This is a genomic window from Sphingomonas faeni, assembly GCF_030817315.1.
GTDB lineage: Bacteria > Pseudomonadota > Alphaproteobacteria > Sphingomonadales > Sphingomonadaceae > Sphingomonas > Sphingomonas faeni_C.
This window is the reverse complement of sequence record NZ_JAUSZF010000001.1, coordinates 2343505-2365866: the sequence shown is the minus strand read 5'-3', so window position 1 is coordinate 2365866 and position 22362 is coordinate 2343505. Positions and strand designations below refer to the sequence as shown.

Sequence of the window (22362 nt, the reverse complement as noted above, 5' to 3'; positions counted from 1 at the left end):
TACGGTCGCCGTGATCCTAACCCTCCGCGAGCCGATGTCACGCGCACTTCCTTCCGGGGGTGGAAGAACTTGCTCTCGAAAGTTTTGGGATCGTGTGCATCACCGCGCTGGGGCGGTGGTGGACAGGGTAGGGTTCGAACCTACGTAGGAGAAACTCCGGCAGATTTACAGTCTGCTGCCTTTAACCACTCGGCCACCTGTCCAGGCCGCTCTTGCGAACGTCGCTCTCTCAAGCGAGGCGGCTCAATGGCGAAGCGCGCCCGGTGTGTCAACGCAGCTTTTGCGAAGTTTCGTGGTTCATAGTTGCCGCGGGAGCCGAATGCCGACAAGGACGCGGCATACATTGACACGATAGAGAGCGAATATGGCACGCAAGGGACACAGGCCGAGCAAGGCACCGGCAGGCCGCCCCCGCTTCTGGGGCAAGCACGCGGTGGGCGCGGCGCTCGCCAATCCGGAGCGCACGGTGCGGAAAATCCTCGGCACGCGCGAGGCACTGGCCGGATTCGACCTGCCTGCCGACGTGCCGGTGACCTATGCCGAGGCCGCCGATCTGGCGCGGCTGGTGCCGGGCGACGCGCCGCACCAGGGCGTGGTGATCGAGGTCGAGCCGCTCGAGGACATGTGGCTCGCCGACCTGCTCGAGCACGGCAAGGACGACAACCGCCCGCTGGTGATCCTCGACGGGGTGACCGACCCGCACAATGTCGGCGCGATCATGCGCTCGGCGGCGGCATTCGACGCACTGGGGATCATCACGCCGGATCGTAATGCGCCGCCGGAGTCGGGGACGATCGCGCGGGCTGCCTCGGGGGCGTTGGAGTCGGTGCCGTGGATCCGTGTCGTGAACCTAGCGCGCGCTCTGGAAGAGATTGCGGCGGCTGGCTTCTGGCGGATCGGGCTCACGGGCCACGCTACGCAGACGCTGTCGGAAGCCATGGGCACGCAGCGCGTCGCGATCGTGCTCGGCGCGGAAGGCGAGGGCATGCGCCAGAATACCGAGCAGCATTGCGACGAACTTGCGAAACTGCCGATCTCGGAAAAGGTCGAGAGCCTGAACGTCTCGAACGCGGCGGCGATCGCGCTCTACGCGATTACGACTAGGTGACCCAAACTCCCTCGCCCCTACGGGGAGAGGGAAGGGGCCCACCGCGCTTGCGGTGGGAAGGGAGAGGGGAGTGAGGCTCGGGACGGTTCACTCCAACGCCCCTCTCCCTTCCGCAGCCAAGTGGCTGCTCCCTCCCTCTCCCCGTAGGGGCGAGGGACTCGATCAGTCAGTCTTCCGCTGCAATCTTTACCTTCAACCCATCCAGCCCGTCGGTCAGTTCGATCTGGCACGACAGGCGCGAAAACTCGTCGCGATCACTCGTCGAATCGAGCAGGTCATCCTCGTCCGGCCCCATCGGCTTTAGTTTGGCCGCAAAGTCCGGGTCGACATGGACGTGGCAGGTGGCGCACGAGCAACAGCCGCCGCACAGCGCCAGGATCTCGTCGATCCCGGCGTCGCGAATGACTTCCATCACCGATAGGCCCGCCTCGCCGATGATCTCGCGTTCTTCCCCTTCGCGCGTCACGACGATAAGCTTGGGCATGTCATTCTCCGAAAAATCTTCTTGCGTTCATGCCGTTGCGCGGGCCCGGGATCAAGCATCATGGAGCCGAGTCTTATGGGCCTGAGCGCAGACCAACTCGAAACCGCGATGGCAGCGTTGTGCGCGATCGAGCCGGCGTTCGCGGTCGCGGTCGGCAATGCCGGCCACCCCGCGCCGCGGATCAGCGAACGCGGCTTCGCGACGCTGCTGCGCACGATCGTAGGCCAACAGGTTAGCGTCGCCTCGGCGGCGGCGGTGTGGAACAAGCTCGACGCGGCGGTGGGCAATGCGGGCGATCCTCTGAAGATCGCCACCGCTAGCGACGAGTTGCTAAAGAGCGCTGGCCTATCGCGCCAGAAACTGGGGTATGCGCGCAGCCTCGCCGAGGAGGTGACGAGCGGCCGGCTCGATCTCACCAACCTGCCCGAAGACGACGAGGAGGCGATCGCCGCGCTGGTCCGCGTCAAGGGCATCGGCCGCTGGTCCGCGGAGATCTACCTGTTGTTCGCGGAAGGGCGAACGGACATCTGGCCGGCGGGCGATCTCGCGATCCAGATCGAGGTCGGGCGTATCCTCGGCCACGAAACCCGCCCGAGCGAGAAATTGACACGCGAAGTGGCGGAAGCGTGGCGTCCACACCGCGGCGCGGCGGCGATCTTCGCATGGCATCATTATCAAGCGGACATGAAAGTGATCTGACGGCCTTCTCCCCTCCCTTTCAGGGAGGGGAGAAGCGTGGCTGCTCTTCTTTCACACCTGCCCACCCGTCATCCAGCGAAAGCCGGGATCTCCACGATCGGGTAGCGATACCTGCCAACCGGGATACCCCAGCTTTCGCTGAGGTGACCGGGTAGGGGGGGAATGCATTTGGCGCCTGACGTGCCAGCCACGCCTTGTCCCACCCCGCCCGTTCCGGCAAAGCACCCCCCGATGTCAGCCCCCAATCTTCCCGCATCCGGCTTCGCCAACTCGCTCGCCGAGAGTCACCGCACCGTCGTCATCCCGGAAGGTGCGTCCTTCTGGCGCCGCCTGTTCGCGTTCGTCGGGCCGGGCTATCTCGTCGCGGTCGGCTATATGGACCCTGGCAACTGGGCGACCGACATCGCCGGTGGCTCGGCATTCGGCTACACGCTGTTGTCGGTCGTGCTGCTGTCGAACCTCATGGCGATGGTCCTGCAAGCCCTCTCCGCCCGCCTCGGCATCGTCGCCGGCCTCGACCTCGCCCAGGCCTGCCGCGCGCAGTATTCGAAGCCAGTCTCGCTCATACTCTGGTTCCTCTGCGAAATCGCGATCATCGCTTGCGACCTCGCCGAAGTGCTCGGCACGGCGATCGCCTTGAAGCTGCTGTTCGGATTGCCGTTGGTCTACGGCGTCGTCCTCACCGCGCTCGACGTGTTCCTGATCCTCGCGCTGCAACGTTTCGGCTTCCGCAAGCTGGAGGCGTTCGTCGTCGCGCTGCTCGTGATCATCGCCGGCTGTTTCATCTTCGAGCTGTTCCTCGCGCAGCCCGAATGGGCAGGTGTGCTCGGTGGGCTGGTGCCGACCACCGAGATCGTGACCAACCCGGCGATGCTCTACATCGCGATCGGCATCCTCGGCGCGACCGTAATGCCGCATAACCTGTATCTCCACTCGTCGATCGTCCAGACCCGCGCGTTCGCCAAAGACAAAGCGGGCAAGCGCGACGCGATCACGATGGCGACGATCGACGGCACCGTGGCGCTGGGCCTCGCCTTCTTCATCAACGCCTCGATCCTGATCCTCGCCGCCGCGACCTTCCATGTCGCCGGCCGCACCGACGTCGCCGAGATCGACCAGGCCTATGAACTGCTGGCCCCGATGCTTGGCATGGGCGCGGCAAGCGTGCTGTTCGCGGTCGCGCTGCTCGCGTCGGGCCAGAACTCGACGGTGACCGGCACGCTCGCCGGCCAGATCGTGATGGAGGGCTTCCTCAACCTGCGCATGCCCGTCTGGGCGCGCCGGCTGGTGACGCGCCTGCTCGCGATCGTCCCCGCCGTGATCGTCGTCGGGGCGACCGGCGATGCGGGGGCGACCAAGCTGCTGGTGCTGAGCCAGGTCGTCCTCAGCCTCCAGCTCCCGTTCGCCGTCGTACCGCTCGTCAAGTTCACCGGTGACCGCACGATCATGGGCGAACTGGTCAGCCCCGCGTGGCTGAAGATCCTCGCCTGGGTGATCGCCGCAGTGATCATCGGCCTGAACGGCACGCTGCTCTACGGCATGCTCTGAATACGAAAGCGGCGGCCGATCGCTCGGCCGCCGCTTCGTCAATCACCTAAGCTTCGGTCGAAGCTCAGCGGCACTTCACGTTGCCGCGGTCGACCGACCGGCCGAGCAGCGCGCCACCACCGGCACCCGCCAACGTCCCGAGCGTACCGCCACCGATCAGGTTTGCCAGCGCGCCGCCGCCGAGCGCACCGATCACCAGACCGGTCGTGCCGTCGTTGCGCTTGCAATATGCGCGGCCATCCTTGCCGCGATAGATCCTATCGTTGCGGCTGAGGCGACGCTCACGATAGTTGCCGTTCTGATAGCTGCGCGACGGATCCCAGTTGCGGTCACTGCCACGCCAGTTGCGATCGTTTCCACGACGATCGTTGTTGAAACGGCGATCGTCTTGGCGCTGTGCCGTTGCTGCGGTGGGCATCATCGTGGGGGCCACGACGGCGACGGACATCAACGCGGCGATAAGATGCTTCTTCATGAACTCACTCCTGATCTATGTTGAGGTAACTTGCATCATGGTGATAAAGTTCATTCCGGTGTGCCGGCATGTGAAGTTGGAGCCTGGGCTTGCGCCGGTCCACGCCGGTCGATAGCCCTCGTCGCATGCAGGTAAAAGGCAGTTACAGCGACAATGGGTTCGCGCATATTCAAGGACTTGTACCGGTCGAGGTGACCGATGCGTTCCTGCGCCGGTTGAAACAGGATCTCGGTTTGGCGAGCGTCGACCTGAGCGGTATCACGCAGCATCCCAATTTGCTGAAACGGGCCGCGTTCGAGGTTTACGGCCGGCAATATCCGCCGATGCTGCAGTTCCTGTGGGGACTGACACCGATCGTCAGCCAACTCGTCGGGCGCGCGCTGTTGCCGACCTATGATTATTTTCGGATCTACCGCGAGGGCGACGTCTGCATGGTGCATTCCGACCGGCTGGCATGCGAGCACAGCCTGTCGCTGACGCTCGATTACAGCGACGATGCACCCTGGGATCTCGAAGTCGGGACGCAGCGGACCGAACCGAGCGCACGCGTTACGAACGACTTCGGCGCCGAGCCGCACGCCGCGATCACGATGGAGGTCGGCGATGCCGTCCTCTACCAGGGCGTTCACCATCGTCACGGACGAATGACACCGAACCCGAACGGCTGGTCGGCGCATCTCTTCCTGCACTGGGTCGACCGCGATGGACCTTATCGCGATCAGGCGTTGGAAGGCGAAACCAGTCGCGCAAAGGCCGATTTCCACTTCATCTGAAGCGCCACGTTGTCCGAAGCGCGTCAGACCTTGTCCGGACTTGCCATCGCGCAGTCATGGTCATTGCCCGTCTCGACCTGCAACGTGGCGTGGCCGATGCCGAATTTCTCGTGAAGCATCGTCCTGGCGTCGCTCAGGAAGCGATCGCCGGGGTGACCGGCGGGCATCACCAGGTGCGCGGTAAGCACTGGCTCGGTGGTGCTCATCGGCCAGATATGGAGATCGTGGATCTCGGTGACGCCGGGCAGACCGCACAATGCGTCATCGACATTGTCGAACTCGATCCCGCGGGGGACCGCCGAAAGCGACATCTCGACGGTTTCGCGGAGCAGGCCCCAGGTCTGCCAGAAGATTAGGACGGCGATGATGATGCTGACCGCGGGGTCGATCCAGGTGAGGCCGGTGCGCCAGATCACGAGGCCGGCGATCACCACGCCGGCCGAGACGAGCGCGTCGGCGGCCATGTGGAGATACGCGCCGCGGATGTTGACGTCGCCTTTGCGCCCGCGTGCGAACATCCACGCGGTGATCGCGTTGACGGCGATGCCGACGCCCGCGACCATCGAGACGGTGAGGCCGGCGGTCGGGGCCGGGTCGGAGAAACGCTGCGACGCCTCCAGCACGATCGCGCCGAGTGCGACCAGCAGGAGCAATGCGTTGGTTAGCGCGGCGAGGATCGTCGAGCCCTTCAGCCCGTAGGTGAAGCGCTTGGTCGGCGCGGTGCGCGCGAGCATCGTGCCGCCCCAGGCGACGACGAGGCCGAGAACGTCGGATAGATTGTGGCCGGCGTCGGCGAGCAACGCGACCGAGTCGATCCGCAGGCCGACGATCGCCTCGACCGCGACGAAGACGATGTTGAGGCCGATCCCGATCGCGAACGCCCGGTCGAACGATGCCGGGGCGTGGTTGTGGCCTGCGTGCGAATGGCCGCCGCCGTGGCCCGCGTGCGCGTGGCCATGTGAATGCCCGTGATGATGTCCGCCCAAAGCCCGCGCTCCGCTAATCCGGCCGCCGCCTAGCATTAGCGTATCGTGAGATACTAGGACGCGAACGCGATTACGAGGACGCAACGGACTCCCCTCCCTGGAAGGGAGGGGCAGGGGGTGGGTCGGCCAGCTTGTGCCACAACGCCGGGGATATGCGGAACCCGACCCACCCCCAACCCCTCCCTTCCAGGGAGGGGAGCGGTCACCCCTCGTTAGCGAGCGCCTTCAACCGGTACAGCGCGTCCAGCGCCTCCCGCGGGCTCATCGCGTCGATATCGAGCTTGGCCAGATCCTCGCGCAGCACGTCGCACGCCACCTCTTCCACCTGCGCAGCCGCCGCGAACAACGGCAGGTCGTCCAGCCCAGCCGCCAACCCGCCAGTCTTCGCCCGCCCAGCCTCGAGCTTCGCCAGCACCGCCTTCGCCCGCGCCACCGTCACCGGCGACATCCCCGCCAGCCGCGCGACCGCCAGCCCGTAGCTCCGATCCGCCGGCCCGTCGGCGAGTTCGTGGAGCAGCACCAGCTCCCCCTTCCACTCTCGCGCGCGGACATGATGCAGCGACAGTGCCTCGCACCGCTCCGCGAGCCGCGTCAGCTCATGATAATGCGTCGCGAACAGGCAGCGGCAGCGATTGTCCTCATGGATCGCCTCGACCACCGCCCACGCGATCGCCAGCCCGTCATAGGTCGACGTGCCGCGGCCGACCTCGTCGAGGATCACGAATGACCGCGGCGTCGCCTGCGCGAGGATCGCCGCGGTCTCGACCATCTCGACCATGAATGTCGACCGACCGCGCGCGAGGTTGTCGGATGCACCGACGCGGCTGAACAGCCGGTCGACCAGCCCGAGGGTGGCCTTGGTTGCGGGCACGTACGACCCGGCTTGCGCGAGGACTGCGATCAGCGCGTTCTGGCGGAGGAAGGTCGACTTACCGCCCATGTTCGGCCCGGTGACGAGCCACAATCGCGAGCTTTCCGACAGGTTGCAGTCGTTGGCGACGAACCGGTCGCCCGACTTCGCGACCGCGGCCTCGACCACCGGATGCCGCCCGCCCTCGATCTCGAAGCAGGCATGATCGACCAGCGACGGCCGCGCCCAGGCACCTTCCGCGGCACGCTCCGCTAGCCCGGCGGCCACGTCCAACCGCGCCAATGCATCCGCCGTCGCCGCAATCGCCTCGCCCCCGGCCAGAGCCTGCGCGGTTAGCTCCTCCAGATGCGCCGCCTCCGCCGCGAGCGCATGTGCGCCGGACTGCGACACCTTCGCCGCGACCTCGTGCAGGGCAGGCGTATTGAACCGCACCACGCCGGCCAGCGTCTGGCGATGCGTGAAGCCGCTCTCGGGCTTCATCAGAGGATCCGCCGCCCGCGCCGGGACCTCGACATGATAGCCGAGCACGCCGTTATGCCGGATCTTCAGCGCGGTGACGCCGGTCGAGGCCCGGAACTCCGCCTCCAGCGCGGCGATCGCGCGTCGCCCACCAGCGCCCGCATCGCGCAGGTCGTCGAGCGCCGCGTCATAGCCCGCCGCGATATATCCGCCGTCCGATGCCTCGATCGGCGGCGACGGCACCAGCGCGCGCTTGAGCAGGTCGATCAGCGCGCCATGGCCACGCAATCTTGGCGCGATCTCCCGCAACAGCACCGGCGGATCGACGATCGCGTCCATCCGCTCGCCAAGGCTCCACGCGCCGTCGAGCCCATCGCGCAACTGCCCCAGATCGCGCGGGCCACCACGCCCCGCCGCCAGTCGCCCGAGCGCGCGGCCGATGTCCGGCAAAGCGCGCAACGTCGACCGCAACTTCTCCCGCGCCGCCTGATCGTCATGGAACAACCGGACCAGATCGAGCCGCGCATCGATCGCAGCCTTATCCATCAACGGCGCGCCGAGATCGGCGCCCAGCAGCCGCGCGCCGGCCCCCGTCACGGTCCGGTCGACCGCATCGAGCAAACTCCCTTTCCGCACGCCACCGGTCGTGCAGGTCAGCTCCAGGCTCTCCCGCGTCGCGGCATCGATCGCCATCGTCTCCGCCGCCCGACCTATCCGCGGCGGGCGGAGGAAGGGCATCGCGCCCTTCGCATTATGCTCCAGATACGCGACCAGCCCGCCCGCCGCGGCCAGCCCCGCGCGCCCGAACTGCCCGAACCCGTCGAGCGTCGCAACGCCGTACACTCGCTTGAGCCGAGCCTCGCCAGCGCCGCTGTCGAAGTCGATCTTCGGCCGCAGCGTGGTAGCGGAATCCTCGAAAGCGCTAGCCTCTGACGCGACAACCTCGGCCGCCCCAAGCCGCGCCAGTTCCGCCTCGACCGCGTCGCCCGCAACCTCGACGATCTCGAACCGTCCGGTCGACACGTCCGCCGCCGCGATCGCCACCGACCCGCCCGCCTCACCGATCGCCACGCACCAATTGTCCGAGCGCGCGTCGAGCAACGCCTCCTCGGTCAGCGTCCCCGCCGTCACCACCCGGACGATCGCGCGTGCGACGAGCGCCTTCGATCCGCCGCGCGCCTTCGCCTCCGCGGGGCTCTCGACCTGCTCGGCGATCGCCACGCGGTGGCCGGCCTTGATCAGTCGCTGCAGATACACCGTCGCCGCATGCACCGGCACGCCGCACATCGGGATCGGCTTGCCCTCATGCTCGCCGCGCGATGTCAGCGCGATGTCGAGCACCGCCGCCGCGATCCGCGCATCGTCCATGAACAATTCGAAGAAATCGCCCATCCGGTAGAACAACAGGCAATCCTGCGCCTCCGCCTTCAGGCCGAGATACTGCGTCATCATGGGGGTAGGGGCGGGATGCAACATCAGCGGCGGGTAGCGAAAAGCCCGGCCTCATAAAACCCCTCTCCCCTCGGGGGAGAGGGAGGGGCCCGCGCGAAGCGTGGGAGGGTGAGGGGAGTGAGGCTCGGGCGCGCACCCCCAACCGCCCCTCATCCGGCGCATGCGCGCCACCTTCTCCCCGAGGGGGAGAAGGACGTTGTCACCACCCCGCACTATCACCACCCCGGCGGAGGTCGGGGCCCAATTGAGGGACGGTAATAACAGAGCGCGGTCCGTCGTTACTTCGGCCTTGCCACTTGGGGCCCGGCCTTCGCCGGGGTGGTGTTGGTAGGCGGCGGCCACCCACTAGGGCGAAGTGTCCGGGGTGACGAACGGCGACCACCTGCTTAGAAGGTCTCCCAGATCCCAACGACCGTGCGAGGCCCCCGCCCATGTCCGACGAAACGCTCCAATTCTCCGAACGCGAAGCCTTGCTCTTCCACTCGGAAGGCCGCCCGGGAAAGATCGAGATCATCGCGTCGAAGCCGATGGCGACGCAGCGCGATCTCGCGCTCGCCTATTCGCCCGGCGTCGCGGTGCCGGTGCAGGCGATCTACGACGATCCCGCCACCGTCTATGATTATACCGCGAAGGGAAACCTCGTCGCGGTCATCTCGAACGGCACCGCGATCCTCGGCATGGGCAATCTCGGACCGCTCGCATCGAAGCCGGTGATGGAAGGCAAGGCGGTGCTCTTCAAGCGCTTCGCCGATGTCGACGCGATCGATATCGAGCTGAAGACCGAGGACGTGAACCGTTTCATCGACGCGGTCGAACTGATGGAGCCCACGTTCGGCGGGATCAATCTCGAGGACATCAAGGCGCCCGAATGCTTCATCATCGAGCAGGCGCTGCGCGAGCGGATGAACATCCCGGTCTTCCATGACGATCAGCACGGCACCGCGATCATCACCGCCGCCGGCCTGATCAACGCGTGTTTGCTGACCGGGCGGAAGCTGTCCGAGGTCAAGATCGTCGTCAATGGCGCCGGCGCCGCGGCGATCGCCTGCACCGAGCTCGTCAAGGCGATGGGCGTGCGCGGCGACAACGTGATCCTGTGCGATCGCAAGGGCGTGATCTACCAGGGCCGCGACGGCGTCGACCAGTGGAAGTCCGCGCATGCCGCGGTCACCGAGACGCGCACGCTGACCGAGGCGCTGGTCGGGGCCGACGTGTTCCTGGGGCTATCCGCAGCGGGCTCGCTGACGCCGGAGATGGTCAAGGACATGGCCCCTGCGCCGATCATCTTCGCGATGGCCAACCCCGAGCCGGAGATCCGCCCCGAACTGGCGATGGCCGCGCGCCCCGATGCGATCGTCGCGACCGGGCGTTCGGATTATCCGAACCAAGTCAACAACGTGCTCGGCTTCCCGTTCATCTTCCGGGGTGCGCTCGATGTGCGCGCGACGGGGATCAACGACGCGATGAAGATCGCCGCCGCCAACGCGATCGCCGAACTCGCCCGCGAACGCGTCCCCGAGGAAGTCGCGGCCGCCTACGGCGTCAGCCACAGCTTCGGCCCCGCTTACATCATCCCGGCGCCGTTCGATCCGCGGCTGATGGAAGTCGTCCCCGTCGCGGTCGCGAAGGCGGCGATGGCCTCGGGCGTCGCGACCAAGCCGATCCTCGATATCGAAGCCTATCGCCACTCGTTGAGGGCCCGCCTCAACCCGACCACCTCGGTCCTCTCGATGGCCTATGAAGGCGCCCGCGCGCACCCGAAGCGCGTGATCTTCGCGGAGGGCGAGGAGGAAGTCGTTCTCCGCGCCGCCATCGCCTTCAAGGAAGGCGGCTACGGCACCCCGGTGCTGGTCGGTCGCGACGACGTGCCCGAGCGGTTGCGCGCGCTGGGAGTCACCGACCCGGAAAGCTTCGAACTCCACAACAGCCGCGTCTCGCCGCTGGTGCCGCGGATGGTCGACTTCCTGTATTCGCGGCTCCAACGTCGCGGATATCTGCGCCGCGATTGCGAGCGGATGGTCAACCAGGACCGCAACATCTTCGGCGCGCTGCTGCTCCAGCTCGGCGAAGGCGACGCGATGATCACCGGTATCACGCGCACCTACGGCGAGACGATGCGCCAGATCCGGCGCGTGATCGATCCGGTCGCGGGGAAGACGCCGTTCGGTATTCATCTGCTGGTCGGGCAGAGCCACACGGTGTTCATCGCCGACACCACGGTCAACGAGCGGCCCACTGCCGAGCAACTGGCTGACTTCGCGGAACAGACCGCGGCGGTTGCGCGGCGGATGGGGCATGAGCCCCGCGTGGCGTTCCTGAGCTATTCGAACTTCGGTAATCCGAAGGGGGAGTGGCTCGACAACATCCGCGATGCAGTGACGGTGCTGGATGGGCGGCAGGTCGGGTTCGAATACGAAGGCGAGATGGCGCCGGACGTCGCGCTGAACCCGAAGCAACTGGCGAACTACCCCTTCGCGCGGCTTTCCGGCCCGGCGAACGTCCTGATCATGCCGGGGCTCCAGTCGGCGCATATCTCGGCCAAGCTGCTCCGCGAACTGGGCGGGGACTCAGTCATCGGCCCAATGCTCATCGGCATGGAAAAGCCCGTCCAGGTCGCCCCGATGAGCAGCACGGCGAGCGAACTGGTTACGCTGGCCGTCCTCGCAGCAGGAGGTATCGCCCGCTAACTCCCTCGCCCCTACGGGAAGAGGGAAGGGGCCCGCGGCGCTTGCCGTGGGAAGGGAGCGGGGAGTGAGACTCGGGACGGTTCATCCCAACGCCCCTATCCCTTCCGTCGCAAGCGCTCCTCCCTCCCTCTCCCCGAAGGGGCGAGGGAAAGAAGATTATGCGTCGATCGATGTCCCCAGCGACGCGTGCACCAGGCCACCATCCACCGTAATCGTCTCGCCGATCACATAATCCCCCGCACGGCTCGCCAGGTAGATGGCGGCGCCCGCCATATCCTCGTCCACCCCGACGCGCTTCGCCGGAATCCCTTGCGCCACCGCATCGCCATGATCCCGCGCGGCCTTGTTCATGTCGCTCGCAAACGCCCCCGGCGCGATCGAGGTCACGTTGATCGAATCGGTCACCAGCCGCGCCGCCATCCGCTTGGTCAGGTAGATCAGCGCCGATTTCGACGCATGATAGCTGTACGTCTCCCACGGGTTCAGCCGCTGCCCGTCGATCGACGTGATGTTGATCACCTTCGCCGGCCGCTCCCGCGATCCCGACGCCTTCAACGCCGCATGGAGCGCCTGCGTCAGGAAGAACGGCGACTTCACGTTGAGGTCCATGACCTTGTCCCAGCCGACTTCCGAAAACTCCTCGAACGGCACGCCCCACGCCGCGCCCGCGTTGTTCACGAGGATATCGAGCTTGCCCTCATGCTCGGCGAACTGCGCGGCCAGCGCCTTGCACCCCGCTACCGTCGAGACGTCCTGCGGCAACGAGATGCAGTTCGGCCCGAGTTCCGCGGCGGCCGCCTCGCAGACATCGGCCTTGCGCGACGAGATATACACCTTCGCCCCCTGCGCGATGAAGCCGGCGGCGATCATCTTGCCGATCCCGCGGCTGCCGCCGGTGATCAGCGCGACGCGGCCGTCAAGCCGGAACAGGTTGGTCGTATCCATCACGCATCCTCCGAATGTTTGGCCGCTTGGTATCGCCGAGCGACGCCCGCTGCAAACCCGTTCTTCTAACCAGCATAGATTGACGGTAGCGAATGCCATACTATGCTCGCAAAAAAGAGCAGGAGAGTGCGTGTGAGGTTTTCAGGCAAGCGTGCCGTCGTGACCGGCGGCGCGTCCGGTATCGGCCGAGCGACCGCGCTCCGACTCGCCGACGAAGGCGCCACCGTCCTGATCGGCGACATCGACGAAGCCGGTGGCCACACGATCGCCGACGCATCCGGCGGCCGCATCATCTTCCAGCGCACCGACGTGCTGCAAGCGGATGACATCGAGGCGCTGATGCAGGCCGCCGACGATGCAGGCGGGCTCGACATCCTGTTCAACAACGCCGGCGCCGGCGGCTCACGCGATCCGATCGGTGAAATTTCCCCCGAGGACTGGGACCGCACCCAAGCGCTCCTGCTCCGCTCGGTCGCACTCGGCATTCGCTACGCAGCGCCACTGATGGCCAAGCGCGGCGGCGGCGCGATCGTCAATACCTCGTCGGTGTCCGCGCTCGGCACAGGCTACGCACCGACCGCCTATGCCACCGCCAAGGCCGGCGTCCTCCACCTCACCAAGCAAGCCGCCGCGGATCTCGCGCAGCACAGAATCCGCGTGAACGCGGTCGTGCCCGGCTTCATCGTCACCAACATCTTCACGCGCACGCTCGATCTCGACGAAGCGAAGACGACCAAAGCCGACGCGATGATCGCGCATATCGCCGCCGACGCACAGCCGATCCGCCGCCCCGGCACCGGCGACGACATCGCCGCCGCGGTCGCATTCCTCGCCAGCGACGATGCGAGCTTCATCACCGGCACGCACATCCTGGTCGACGGGGGCATGACGATCGGCACGCGGCCGAGCTGGGACCCTGCGCAACCCTCGCTGTTCGCAATTCTCGACAAACTGAAATGACCGCCGCGTCATGAGCGCTCAGGGCCGCCGCCTCTCGAACGGCACGATGGCGAGCTACGGCTTCGGCGCGGTAGCTTACGGGGTGAAGGACGCCGGGTTCGGCACGTTCCTGCTGTTGTTCTACAATCAGGTCGTCGGGCTGCCCTCCGCCACCGTCGGCCTCGTCATCATGATGGCGCTGCTGATCGACGCGTTCGTCGACCCGGCGGTCGGCTTCTTCTCCGATCGCACGCGGACGAAGTGGGGCAGGCGGCATCCGTGGATGTACGCATCTGCGCTGCCGATCATGATCGGCTGGCTGCTGCTGTGGAACCCGCCCTCGGTGATGTCGGAGCCGCAGACGCTGATCTGGCTGTTCGTGATGGCGGTGCTCGTGCGCAGCGCGGTGAGTTGCTACGAGGTCCCCTCGGTCGCGCTGACCCCCGAGCTCACCTCCGGCTATGACGAGCGCACGCGGATCATGGCGTATCGTTATCTGTTCGGCTGGGTCGGCGGGTTGCTGATGCTGCTGTCCGCGTACAAATATTTCCTCGCGCCCACCGCCGCGTTCCCCAATGGCCTGCTCAACCGCGCCGGTTACAGCGGCTTCGCGCTCGCGGGCGCGCTGCTCATCGGCGTCGCGATCCTCGTGTCGGCGCTCGGCACGCACCACGAGATCAAGCATCTCCCCAACGCCCCGATCGCCCGCCAGACCCTGCGCGATTCCTTCGCCGAACTGCGCGAAACGGTGAAGAACCGCGCCTTTGCGATCCTCATGGCGGCGGGCGTCTGCGCCTACACGATCCAGGGCATCAGCTACGCGATGTCGAATTACCTCTATATCTACGTATGGGGCTTCAAGGGCCCGACCTTCGTATATCTGACCATCGCGTTGTTTTCGGGCGTCTTTCTCGCATTTCTGGCGGCGCCCCGGCTCGGAAAGTCGGCCAGCAAGCCCAAGGCGGCGATGACCGCGGTGTTATGCGGTGCGGCGCTCAATACCACGCCCTATTGGCTGCGCATGCTCGGCGTGTTTCCGGAGGTCGGCGAGTCCACGCTGTTGCCGATGCTGTTCGGGTTCTTCATCCTCGGCACCGCGTCGAACGTCACCGGGTTCATCCTTGGCGCGTCGATGATGGCGGACGTGGTCGAGGATTCGGAGGCGAAGACGGGCCGGCGGTCCGAAGGCGTGTTCTTCGCGGGCTCGTTCTTCGTCCAGAAATGCACGAGCGGGATCGGGATATTCTTCGCGGGCATGATCCTCGCGGTGGCGGGCTTCCCGGCCAAGGCTACGCCGGGCACGGTGCCGGTCGGGACGATCGACCGCCTCACGCTGATCTACGCGGGGCTCTACATCGCGCTAGCCTGCGTGTCGGCGTTCTTCTTCTCGCGCTTCCCGTTCGGGCGGGTGGAGCACGAAGCAAGGCTGGCAAGGCTGGCAGCGGGTCCGACGACCACGCCCTAACTCTTCACCCCTCCCTGGAAGGGAGGGGCCGGGGGTGGGTCGGCCGCTGGGGAAGCGCTTCGTCAGCCAATAGGCCAACCCACCCCCAACCCCTCCCTTCCAGGGAGGGGAGTACAACGATGACCGCCGCTCTTCCAGTGAGAGTGGCAGGGCGGTAGGACCGACGCTTGGCCTTTCCCTTGGAACGGCACCATCGGAGTTCCCATGCGCATCCCCGCACTAGCCACCGCCCTGACGCTCGTCCTCGCATCGCCCGCAGCCGCCCAGACGATCGCCCCGATCCTCACCACCCCCGACGCACGCGACCCGCACAGCTATGCCCGCCCCACCGAAGCCCGCGTCACGCACGTCGCGCTAGATCTCGCCGCCGACTTCGACACCCACGTCATCCGCGGCATCGCCACCCTCGACATCCTCGCGGCCCCCGGCGCCAAACAGGTCGTGCTCGACGACAACGGCCTCAAGATCGTCAACATCACCGACATGGCCGGCAAGCCGCTGCCCTATGAAGTCGCCGCGGTCGACAAGATCCACGGCGCACCGCTGACCGTCACGCTGAACGGCGCGAAGAAGATCCGCATCGCCTACGCCTCGTCGCCCGACGCGAAAGCGCTGCAATGGCTCACCCCCGCGCAGACCGCGGGCAAGAAACAGCCCTTCCTGTTCAGCCAGGGCGAGGCGATCCTCAACCGCAGCTGGATTCCGACGCAGGACTCCCCCGGCATCCGCCAGACCTGGGAAGCCAAGATCGCCGTCCCCAAGCAGCTGACCGCGGTGATGAGCGGGGACCGTGTCGCCGATGCTGCGGGTAAAACCTGCACCGCAGACCGCTGCACCTTCGCATACAAGATGGACAAGCCCGTCGCGCCGTACCTGATCGCGCTCGCGGTCGGCGACATCGCGTTCAAGTCCACGGGCCCGCGCACCGGCATCTGGGCCGAACCCGCGACGCTCGCCAAGGCCGCGTATGAATTCGGCGAGCTGGAGAAGTTCGTCGCCGCCGCCGAGGGTCTGTACGGCCCGTATCGCTGGGGCCGCTACGACGTGCTGGTCCTGCCGCCGTCGTTCCCGTTCGGCGGCATGGAGAACCCGACGCTCACCTTCGCCACGCCGACCGCGATCGCCGGCGACCGCAGCCTCGTCTCGCTGATCGCGCACGAACTCGCGCACAGCTGGTCCGGCAACCTCGTGACGAACGCGACGTGGGACGATTTCTGGCTCAACGAAGGCTTCACCAGCTATTTCGAGAACCGGATCATGGAGGCACTCTACGGCAAGCGCCGCGCCGACATGGAGGCCGACCTCGCCTGGACCGACATGCTCGCCGCGGTGAAGGAGGCCGGCGGCCCCGCCGCGAAGGACACGCAACTCCACCTCGAGCTAGACGCCTCGCGCGATCCCGACGACGGCATGACGCAGATCGCCTATGACAAGGGCGCGGCCTTCCTCCGTACGATCGAGAAACAGGTCGGCCGCGCGCGGTGGGACGCATACCTCCGCAGCTATTTCGACCGCCACGCCTTCCAGCCGCAGACCAGCGCCGGCTTCCTCGCCGACCTCAAGTCGAAGCTGCTGACCCCCGCGGAGGCGAAGACGATCGGCGTCGACCCCTGGGTCTACCAACCCGGCATCCCGGCGAACGCGGTTCACATAACGTCCGCCGCGTTCCCTGCGGTCGATGCGGCGGCCAAGGCGTACGCAGCGGGTGGACCGGTGTCCGCGGTTCCCGGAAAAGCGACCACGCAGGAGATCACGCGCTTCATCACGCAACTCCCGCGCAAACTCCCGGCCGAGCGGTTGAAGACGCTCGACGACGCGTTCGGCTGGAACACCACCGGCAATTCGGAAATCCGCTTCGCCTGGCTGCAACTCGCACTTGCCAATCACTATGCGCCCGCCGACGCCTCGGCCGAGCAGTTCCTGACCTCGCAGGGGAGGCGCAAGTTCGTCGCGCCGCTGTTCCAGCAGATGATGGACTCGGGCGACTGGGGCCACAAGCTGGCGATGGACATCTACGGCAAGGCGCGGCCGGGCTATCATGCGGTCACGCAGGTCACGGTGGATCGCATAACCGGCTGGAAACTGATGAACTGAGCCTTACGGAGCCATGTTCGGGGCGTTGGTCGGCGCGGTAACACGCTTCGTCGGATATGGTTCCCGACCGGGTTTCAATTAATTCGAACCTCCCGTAGCCAGACTGTGACGAACGGGTTTTGGCCGGGGGGTCTCGATGAATTTCAAGGCGTTAGCAGCGCGTTTTGCGCTGGTGGTATCGTGCGGCCTGATGACGGCCACACCGGCAGCAGCCCAGTTCTGGCAGTGTGTCACGTTCGCCCGCTCGGTGTCCGGCATCGAAATCCGTGGCAACGCAAACACTTGGTGGAGCCAGGCCGAGGGTCGCTACGAGCGCGGCCACACCCCGAAGGCCGGCTCCGTCCTCGCCTTCTCGCCGACCTCGCGGATGCGCGTCGGCCATGTCGCGATGGTCTCGAAGGTCGTCAGCGACCGCGAAGTCCTCCTTACCCACGCCAACTGGTCGCGTCGCGGTGCCGTCGAGACCAACGTCCGCGCGGTCGATGTTTCCGATGCCGGCGACTGGAGCATGGTCAAGGTCTGGTACGGCCCGCAGGGCGGCCTCGGCACCTCGGCTTATCCGACCAAGGGCTTCATCTATTCGGGCCACGCGCCTGCCGGCGACACGCTCGATGCGCAGCCCTCGTATCAGATGGCCAGCGCCACCCGCACCATCACCGCAACGCAGCGCGCCAACGCCGCACAGCTTGCGACGATCCAGCACGGCCCAACCGATCCCCGCGGCATCTTCACGCTGGTGAACGAGGCGAACTGAGGTTTGGGTTTTGCAGGGTGATGCCAGGCTATTCCGACGTCGACGACAAATAGCCATTGGGCCACGCCTGAGCTATCCGGGACAGCCAAGCGCAGCAATCTAACCCGATAAACGCCTCCCCGGCGGAGGCCGGGGCCCAGTTGGAAAGGTCGCTGTAACAGCGCGCCACCCCCGTTAGCGACGTCTCCCAACTGGACCCCGGCCTTCGCCGGGGAGGTGTTGAGGGGAGGGTGGTGTGAGAACTATTTGAGCGAGCTAGCTCCCAATAGCCGCTACGTCCGCCACCTTGTTCTCCCGCGAAGGCGGGAGCCCAGTCTGGACTCCCGCCTTCGCGGGAGAACAAGTCTTACGTGCTTAGTAAGATACGTGGTGGCCACCTCAGGTCGAGCGCCCTCAAGCAGCCCTAAACGTCAGCGCATCGCCATTCATGCAATACCGCTTGCCCGTCGGCTTGGGCCCATCATCGAACACGTGCCCCAAATGCCCCCCGCACCGCCGACAATGCACCTCGGTCCGCGCCATCCCCAGCGTCGAATCCACCCGCGTCCGCACCGCGTTAGGCAACGGCTGCCAGAAGCTCGGCCACCCCGTCCCACTCTCGAACTTGGTCTTCGACGAAAACGCCGGCAACGCACACCCGCCGCACGAGAAGATCCCCGCGCGATGCTCGCCGTTCAGCGGGCTGGAATAGGGCCGCTCGGTGCCCTCCTTGCGCAACGTATTATACGCATCCGGCGACAGCTTCTTCCGCCACTGCGCGTCGGTCAGGTTGACCTCGAACCGCTCGGCCGCCTGCGCAGGCTGCGACGAACATCCCCATAGCGCAAAGCCGGCGACACCCGCCCCGGCAAGCGTGAGGAAAGCGCGGCGATCTGGGGACGTGTTGGTCATGGACATGATATAAGTACGATTCCGTCGGCGAACAGGATGCGACACAGGCCCCGTCATCCTCACGAAAGTCAGGATCCAGAGTATCGGGCGCGCCATGCGTGGCTCTGTATCCTTGGTCGAGCCAGGATGACGGGGTCGGCCGTCAGTATTTGCTGATTTCGACCGGCAGCGTCCGATACCCGTGCACGAAGCACGCGGCGACCCGCGTAGGCTCCGCCAGCACGTTGATCCGCATTCGCCGCGCCGCCATTTCCTCCAGCAAAATCGCGATCTGCATTTCGGCCAGCCGTGCGCCGACGCAGCGGTGGATGCCGTGCCCGAACGCCAGATGCCGTCGCGCGTTCGGCCGATCCACCACGATCACGTCTGCATCGTCGCCGAACACGCTCTCGTCGCGGTTTGCCGAGATGTACCAGAGCGCGAGCTTGTCCCCCGCCCTGATTTGCTGCCCCATCAATTCCGCATCCGCCGTTGCGGTTCGCCGCATATGTGCGAGCGGTGTCTGCCAGCGGAGGATCTCGCTTACCGCGTTGGGGATCAGCGTCGGGTCCGCCTCTAGTTTCGCACGCGATTCCGGAAATTTGTCCAGGCCGTACGCCAGCGCGGACATCGAATTGCGCGTCGTGTCGTTGCCGCCGACGATCAGCAGGATGAGGTTCCCGATGAACTCGTTGTGATCCATGTGGCTCATCGCGTCCGAATGGATCATCATCGATATCAGGTCGGGCGTTGGATCCTTGTCGATCTTCGCGTCCCAGAGGTTTTTGAAATACGAGCCGCATTCGAACATGTGCGCGAGCCGCTGACCGCGCAGTTCCTCGTTCTTCACGATCTCGATATCGCCCGCCCAGTCCGACCACAAAGTCAGTTTCCGCCGGTCCGCCCAAGGGAAGTCGAACAGGATCGCGAGCATCTGTGTGGTCAGTTCGATCGCGACGGTGTCGACCCAGTCGAACGGCGTATTCCACGGCAGGCTGTCGAGCATATCCGCGGTCCGCCGCCGGATATCGCCTGACATCCGGGTCATTTCGCTCGGCGTGAAGGCAGGCGCGACGGTGCGGCGCTGACCCGTATGCACTGGGCGGTCCCGCGCGATGAACATCGGCATGCGGACATCGCGCTCGGCGACGAAATCCGCGATCGTGATTCCACCCGCTTCGGAGGAATAAAGATCGGGGAGCGACTCGACCTCGACGATGCCCTTGTAGGTCGAGACGGACCAGTACGGCCCGTAGTCGGAATGCTCGACATAGTGGACCGGAGACTCGGCCCGCAGCGTCTTGAAAGGCGCCTGCCACACATCGTCGCGGTACAGCTCTGCACGGCTTACATCGAGCGGATCGACCGCATCCTGCGTCACGTCTCTCACCAGAGTCGCCATCGTCTCTCTCCCGTGTTTTGCCATAGGAGAGGCTCTGCTGACACCTATGTCAATAGGGCCACAATTTTCGTTCGTGCTGAGCGAAGTCGAAGCACCTGTGTGCGGGACTTACCCTTCGACTTCGCTCAGGGCGAACGGGAGAGGGAGCGGGGAAGGTTTGCAAAACCTACGCCGCCCCTTTCGCCTTCCGCCGCCAGAACGGCCGCGCACTGCCCGATTGCAGCACCCCGCGCCGGAACAGCCGTGCGCCTACCGTGATGAAGATCGTCACCCACAAGGCCTGCCACGCCAACGCCGCGACATGCGGCCACAGTTCCGGCGCGTTCGCCGCACGCCCGGCCATCGCGAACGGCGACGACAGCGGGAACAGTTCGGCAAACGTTGCGATCCAGCTTCCCGGACGCGAGACCGCGGCGGACGAGAGCCCGAACATCGCCACCTGCAGGATCGTGATCGGCAGCGACAGCATCTGGATCTCGCGCATCGTCGACGCCTGCGCGCCGACGCCGAGGAACACCGACCCCAACAACAGGTACGCCATGCTGAAATAGCCTGCGAACAGCAGCGCGAACATCGGACCCCCGACCGCGGGCGTCAGGTCGCCCAGCGCGACCGCGGCGGCGGCGGGCATCAGCGACGTGATCTGCGTGACGACCGTGCCCCAGAACGCGACGAACAGCACCGCCACGCCGAACATCCCGATCAGCTTGCCAAAGAACACGGACTCCAAGGGTACCGCAGCGGCCAGCACCTCGATCACCTTGTTGTTGCGCTCCTCGGCCATCGTGCCGACGACCTGGCCCGACAGGAACAGCGTCAGGAAGAAGATCCCGAACACCGCGAAGAAGGCGGATTGGTGCTGGCCCCCGACCGACGTGGTCGAACGCGTGATCCGCGTCTTTGTCGCCGCGATCGTCGGCAGCGTGCCGCCGAGCTTCTGCGCGGCCAGCGTCGTCTGCGCGAGCAACCCGAGATAATCCGCCGAGCGCTTCCCTCGCGGACCGTACAGGATCTGCGGCGCGTCGAGCGGGCCGTACAGCACTGCGGACGCATCGATGTCCTTCGTCTCGAATGCCGCGCGCGCTTGCGCTGCCGGATCGGCAGTCGGTGCGACGATCGACAGTTCGGGGGGAGCTTCCTCGTCGCGGAACATGCCGCGCAGCCGGGCGTCGGCCTCGTCGATCGGCCGCGCGGTGGAGGCGGGGACGATCGCGATGATCCGCGTCTTGTCCTGCGCACCGCCGCTGACGCTCGCCGCGCCCAGCCCACCGATCGCGCCGAACGATCCCATGATGACCGGCGCGAACAGGAACAGCAGGAAGATCGGCGTGAAGACGGTAGCGATGAAGTCGCGCCGCGCGATCGTGAAGGTCTGGCGGAGCGTCCGACGGAAGCGCGTCATGCCGCCTGCTCCTGCGCGACGTCGCCATGCTGGCCGACGATCCGGACGAACGCCTCATGCAGCCCGGGCCGTTCGATCGACAGCCCCGAAATCCCGTACCCCGCGTCGATCAACCTCACGAGCAAACTCTCGATCCCCTCGTTCGGCAGTTCGAACCGCCAGCTATCCCCGTCCGCCACGGCATCCGCCGGCAACACGCCGCGGATCGCCTGATCGGGCCGATGCGGCGTATAATGCACACGCTGCGGCAGGATTCCGCGCGCGTCCGCCACGGTCCCCTCGAACCGCCGCTTGCCGCCGGCAATGATCGCCAGCCGGTCGCACAGACGCTCGGCATGGCTCATGATGTGCGTCGAGAACAGGATCGTCGCGCCGCGGTCCCGCTCGGCGAGGATCAGCGCCTCGAGCCGCTCCTGGTTGACCGGATCGAGCCCCGAAAACGGCTCGTCCAGCACGAGCAGATCGGGCTGATGCACCACCGATCCGAGCAGCTGCACCAGCTGCGCCATGCCCTTCGACAATTTCCGGATCTTCTCGTCGACCGCATGGCCAAGGCCAGCGGCCTCCATCAGCACCACCGCACGCTCGCGGCCGGTCTTCCAGTCGAGCCCGCGCAACGCCCCCAGGAACGCGATCGCCTCGCGCGCCTTCATCGCCGGATACAGCCCGCGCTCCTCGGGCAGATAGCCGACCCGGTCGCTCGCCTCGCGCGGATTGTCGTAGCCGAGCAGCGTGCGCGATCCCTCGTCGGGCTCGATGATCCCGAGCAGCATGCGCAGCGTCGTCGTCTTGCCCGCGCCATTGGGCCCGAGCACGCCGTACACCGAGCCGCGCGGCACCATGATATCCACCCCATCGACCACGCGCCGATCGTCGAACCGCTTCACGATCCCGCTCGCAGTGACCGCCCATTCATCGTTCACGCGCAATCTTCCTCCCGAGGGTGACG

Annotated in this window: 18 protein-coding genes and 1 tRNA gene; 9 read left to right on the top strand and 10 right to left on the bottom strand. The window is 66.2% G+C overall.

All coding sequences use genetic code 11. The features are described 5' to 3' along the window. Window positions 1-116: 116 nt before the first annotated feature. Window positions 117-203, bottom strand: a tRNA-Tyr gene (locus QFZ54_RS10940). 161 nt (window positions 204-364) lie between these two features. On the opposite strand from QFZ54_RS10940, the gene rlmB reads away from it, so the two are divergent. Further along, window positions 365-1108 carry a 23S rRNA (guanosine(2251)-2'-O)-methyltransferase RlmB gene (gene rlmB, locus QFZ54_RS10935; RefSeq protein WP_307087025.1) on the top strand — a complete coding sequence of 248 codons (744 nt, stop codon included), beginning with the start codon at window positions 365-367 and terminating at the stop codon, window positions 1106-1108. Window positions 1109-1274: 166 nt separating this feature from the next. On the opposite strand, the gene QFZ54_RS10930 is transcribed toward rlmB, so the two are convergent. Next, window positions 1275-1592, bottom strand: a complete 318-nt coding sequence (locus QFZ54_RS10930; protein ID WP_107963842.1) for a 2Fe-2S iron-sulfur cluster-binding protein — start codon at window positions 1590-1592, stop codon at window positions 1275-1277. Between the two features lie 75 nt (window positions 1593-1667). Between QFZ54_RS10930 and QFZ54_RS10925 the strand changes: the two genes are divergently transcribed. Both QFZ54_RS10925 and QFZ54_RS10920 read left to right on the top strand, forming a co-directional pair. Continuing rightward, complete coding sequence (locus tag QFZ54_RS10925) at window positions 1668-2291, top strand: DNA-3-methyladenine glycosylase family protein (protein WP_307089392.1); 624 nt, start codon at window positions 1668-1670, stop codon at window positions 2289-2291. 231 nt (window positions 2292-2522) lie between these two features. Next, window positions 2523-3839 (top strand): Nramp family divalent metal transporter, encoded by a 1317-nt coding sequence (locus tag QFZ54_RS10920; RefSeq protein ID WP_307087024.1) that lies wholly within the window; start codon window positions 2523-2525, stop codon window positions 3837-3839. A 64-nt stretch (window positions 3840-3903) separates the two neighbouring features. Here the strand turns inward: QFZ54_RS10920 and QFZ54_RS10915 are convergent, their stop codons facing one another. Beyond that, window positions 3904-4314 carry a glycine zipper 2TM domain-containing protein gene (locus QFZ54_RS10915; RefSeq protein ID WP_307087023.1) on the bottom strand — a complete coding sequence of 137 codons (411 nt, stop codon included), beginning with the start codon at window positions 4312-4314 and terminating at the stop codon, window positions 3904-3906. Window positions 4315-4403: 89 nt separating this feature from the next. Between QFZ54_RS10915 and QFZ54_RS10910 the strand changes: the two genes are divergently transcribed. Then, window positions 4404-5087, top strand: coding sequence for a hypothetical protein (locus tag QFZ54_RS10910; RefSeq protein ID WP_307087022.1), 684 nt, complete (start codon window positions 4404-4406; stop codon window positions 5085-5087). A 23-nt stretch (window positions 5088-5110) separates the two neighbouring features. On the opposite strand, the gene QFZ54_RS10905 is transcribed toward QFZ54_RS10910, so the two are convergent. Beyond that, window positions 5111-6109 carry a cation diffusion facilitator family transporter gene (locus QFZ54_RS10905; protein ID WP_373458507.1) on the bottom strand — a complete coding sequence of 333 codons (999 nt, stop codon included), beginning with the start codon at window positions 6107-6109 and terminating at the stop codon, window positions 5111-5113. 166 nt (window positions 6110-6275) lie between these two features. Beyond that, on the bottom strand, window positions 6276-8855 hold the full coding sequence (gene mutS / locus QFZ54_RS10900; protein WP_307089389.1) for a DNA mismatch repair protein MutS: 2580 nt from the start codon (window positions 8853-8855) through the stop codon (window positions 6276-6278). A 431-nt stretch (window positions 8856-9286) separates the two neighbouring features. Between mutS and QFZ54_RS10895 the strand changes: the two genes are divergently transcribed. Continuing rightward, entirely contained in the window at window positions 9287-11542 is a 2256-nt protein-coding gene (locus QFZ54_RS10895) for an NADP-dependent malic enzyme (RefSeq protein ID WP_307087020.1), read from the top strand. A 156-nt stretch (window positions 11543-11698) separates the two neighbouring features. Here the strand turns inward: QFZ54_RS10895 and QFZ54_RS10890 are convergent, their stop codons facing one another. Beyond that, window positions 11699-12487 (bottom strand): SDR family oxidoreductase, encoded by a 789-nt coding sequence (locus tag QFZ54_RS10890; RefSeq protein ID WP_307087019.1) that lies wholly within the window; start codon window positions 12485-12487, stop codon window positions 11699-11701. Window positions 12488-12619: 132 nt separating this feature from the next. On the opposite strand from QFZ54_RS10890, the gene QFZ54_RS10885 reads away from it, so the two are divergent. The 4 genes from QFZ54_RS10885 to QFZ54_RS10870 all read left to right on the top strand — a co-directional run bounded on the left by QFZ54_RS10885 (window position 12620) and on the right by QFZ54_RS10870 (window position 17739). Beyond that, window positions 12620-13447 carry an SDR family NAD(P)-dependent oxidoreductase gene (locus QFZ54_RS10885; protein ID WP_307087018.1) on the top strand — a complete coding sequence of 276 codons (828 nt, stop codon included), beginning with the start codon at window positions 12620-12622 and terminating at the stop codon, window positions 13445-13447. Window positions 13448-13457: 10 nt separating this feature from the next. Next, window positions 13458-14891 (top strand): MFS transporter, encoded by a 1434-nt coding sequence (locus QFZ54_RS10880; RefSeq protein ID WP_307087017.1) that lies wholly within the window; start codon window positions 13458-13460, stop codon window positions 14889-14891. Window positions 14892-15095: 204 nt separating this feature from the next. Further along, complete coding sequence (locus QFZ54_RS10875) at window positions 15096-16985, top strand: M1 family metallopeptidase (protein WP_307087016.1); 1890 nt, start codon at window positions 15096-15098, stop codon at window positions 16983-16985. Window positions 16986-17121: 136 nt separating this feature from the next. Beyond that, window positions 17122-17739: a CHAP domain-containing protein gene (locus QFZ54_RS10870; RefSeq protein WP_307087015.1), complete on the top strand. Its 618-nt coding sequence runs from the start codon at window positions 17122-17124 to the stop codon at window positions 17737-17739. Between the two features lie 393 nt (window positions 17740-18132). Here QFZ54_RS10870 and msrB read toward each other — a convergent pair whose 3' ends face one another. From msrB to QFZ54_RS10850, 4 genes are all read right to left on the bottom strand, one after another. Continuing rightward, a complete protein-coding gene (gene msrB / locus QFZ54_RS10865; RefSeq protein WP_373458506.1) occupies window positions 18133-18630 on the bottom strand; it encodes a peptide-methionine (R)-S-oxide reductase MsrB in 498 nt (165 codons plus the stop codon). 142 nt (window positions 18631-18772) lie between these two features. Next, window positions 18773-20011, bottom strand: coding sequence for a cytochrome P450 (locus QFZ54_RS10860; RefSeq protein ID WP_307087013.1), 1239 nt, complete (start codon window positions 20009-20011; stop codon window positions 18773-18775). 166 nt (window positions 20012-20177) lie between these two features. Next, the gene (locus QFZ54_RS10855) at window positions 20178-21413 is read right to left on the bottom strand and encodes an ABC transporter permease (RefSeq protein ID WP_307087012.1); all 1236 of its coding nucleotides are present in this window, start codon (window positions 21411-21413) and stop codon (window positions 20178-20180) included. After that, window positions 21410-22336: an ABC transporter ATP-binding protein gene (locus QFZ54_RS10850; protein WP_307087011.1), complete on the bottom strand. Its 927-nt coding sequence runs from the start codon at window positions 22334-22336 to the stop codon at window positions 21410-21412. The genes QFZ54_RS10855 and QFZ54_RS10850 overlap by 4 nt, the downstream gene beginning before the upstream one ends. Window positions 22337-22362: the final 26 nt, after the last annotated feature.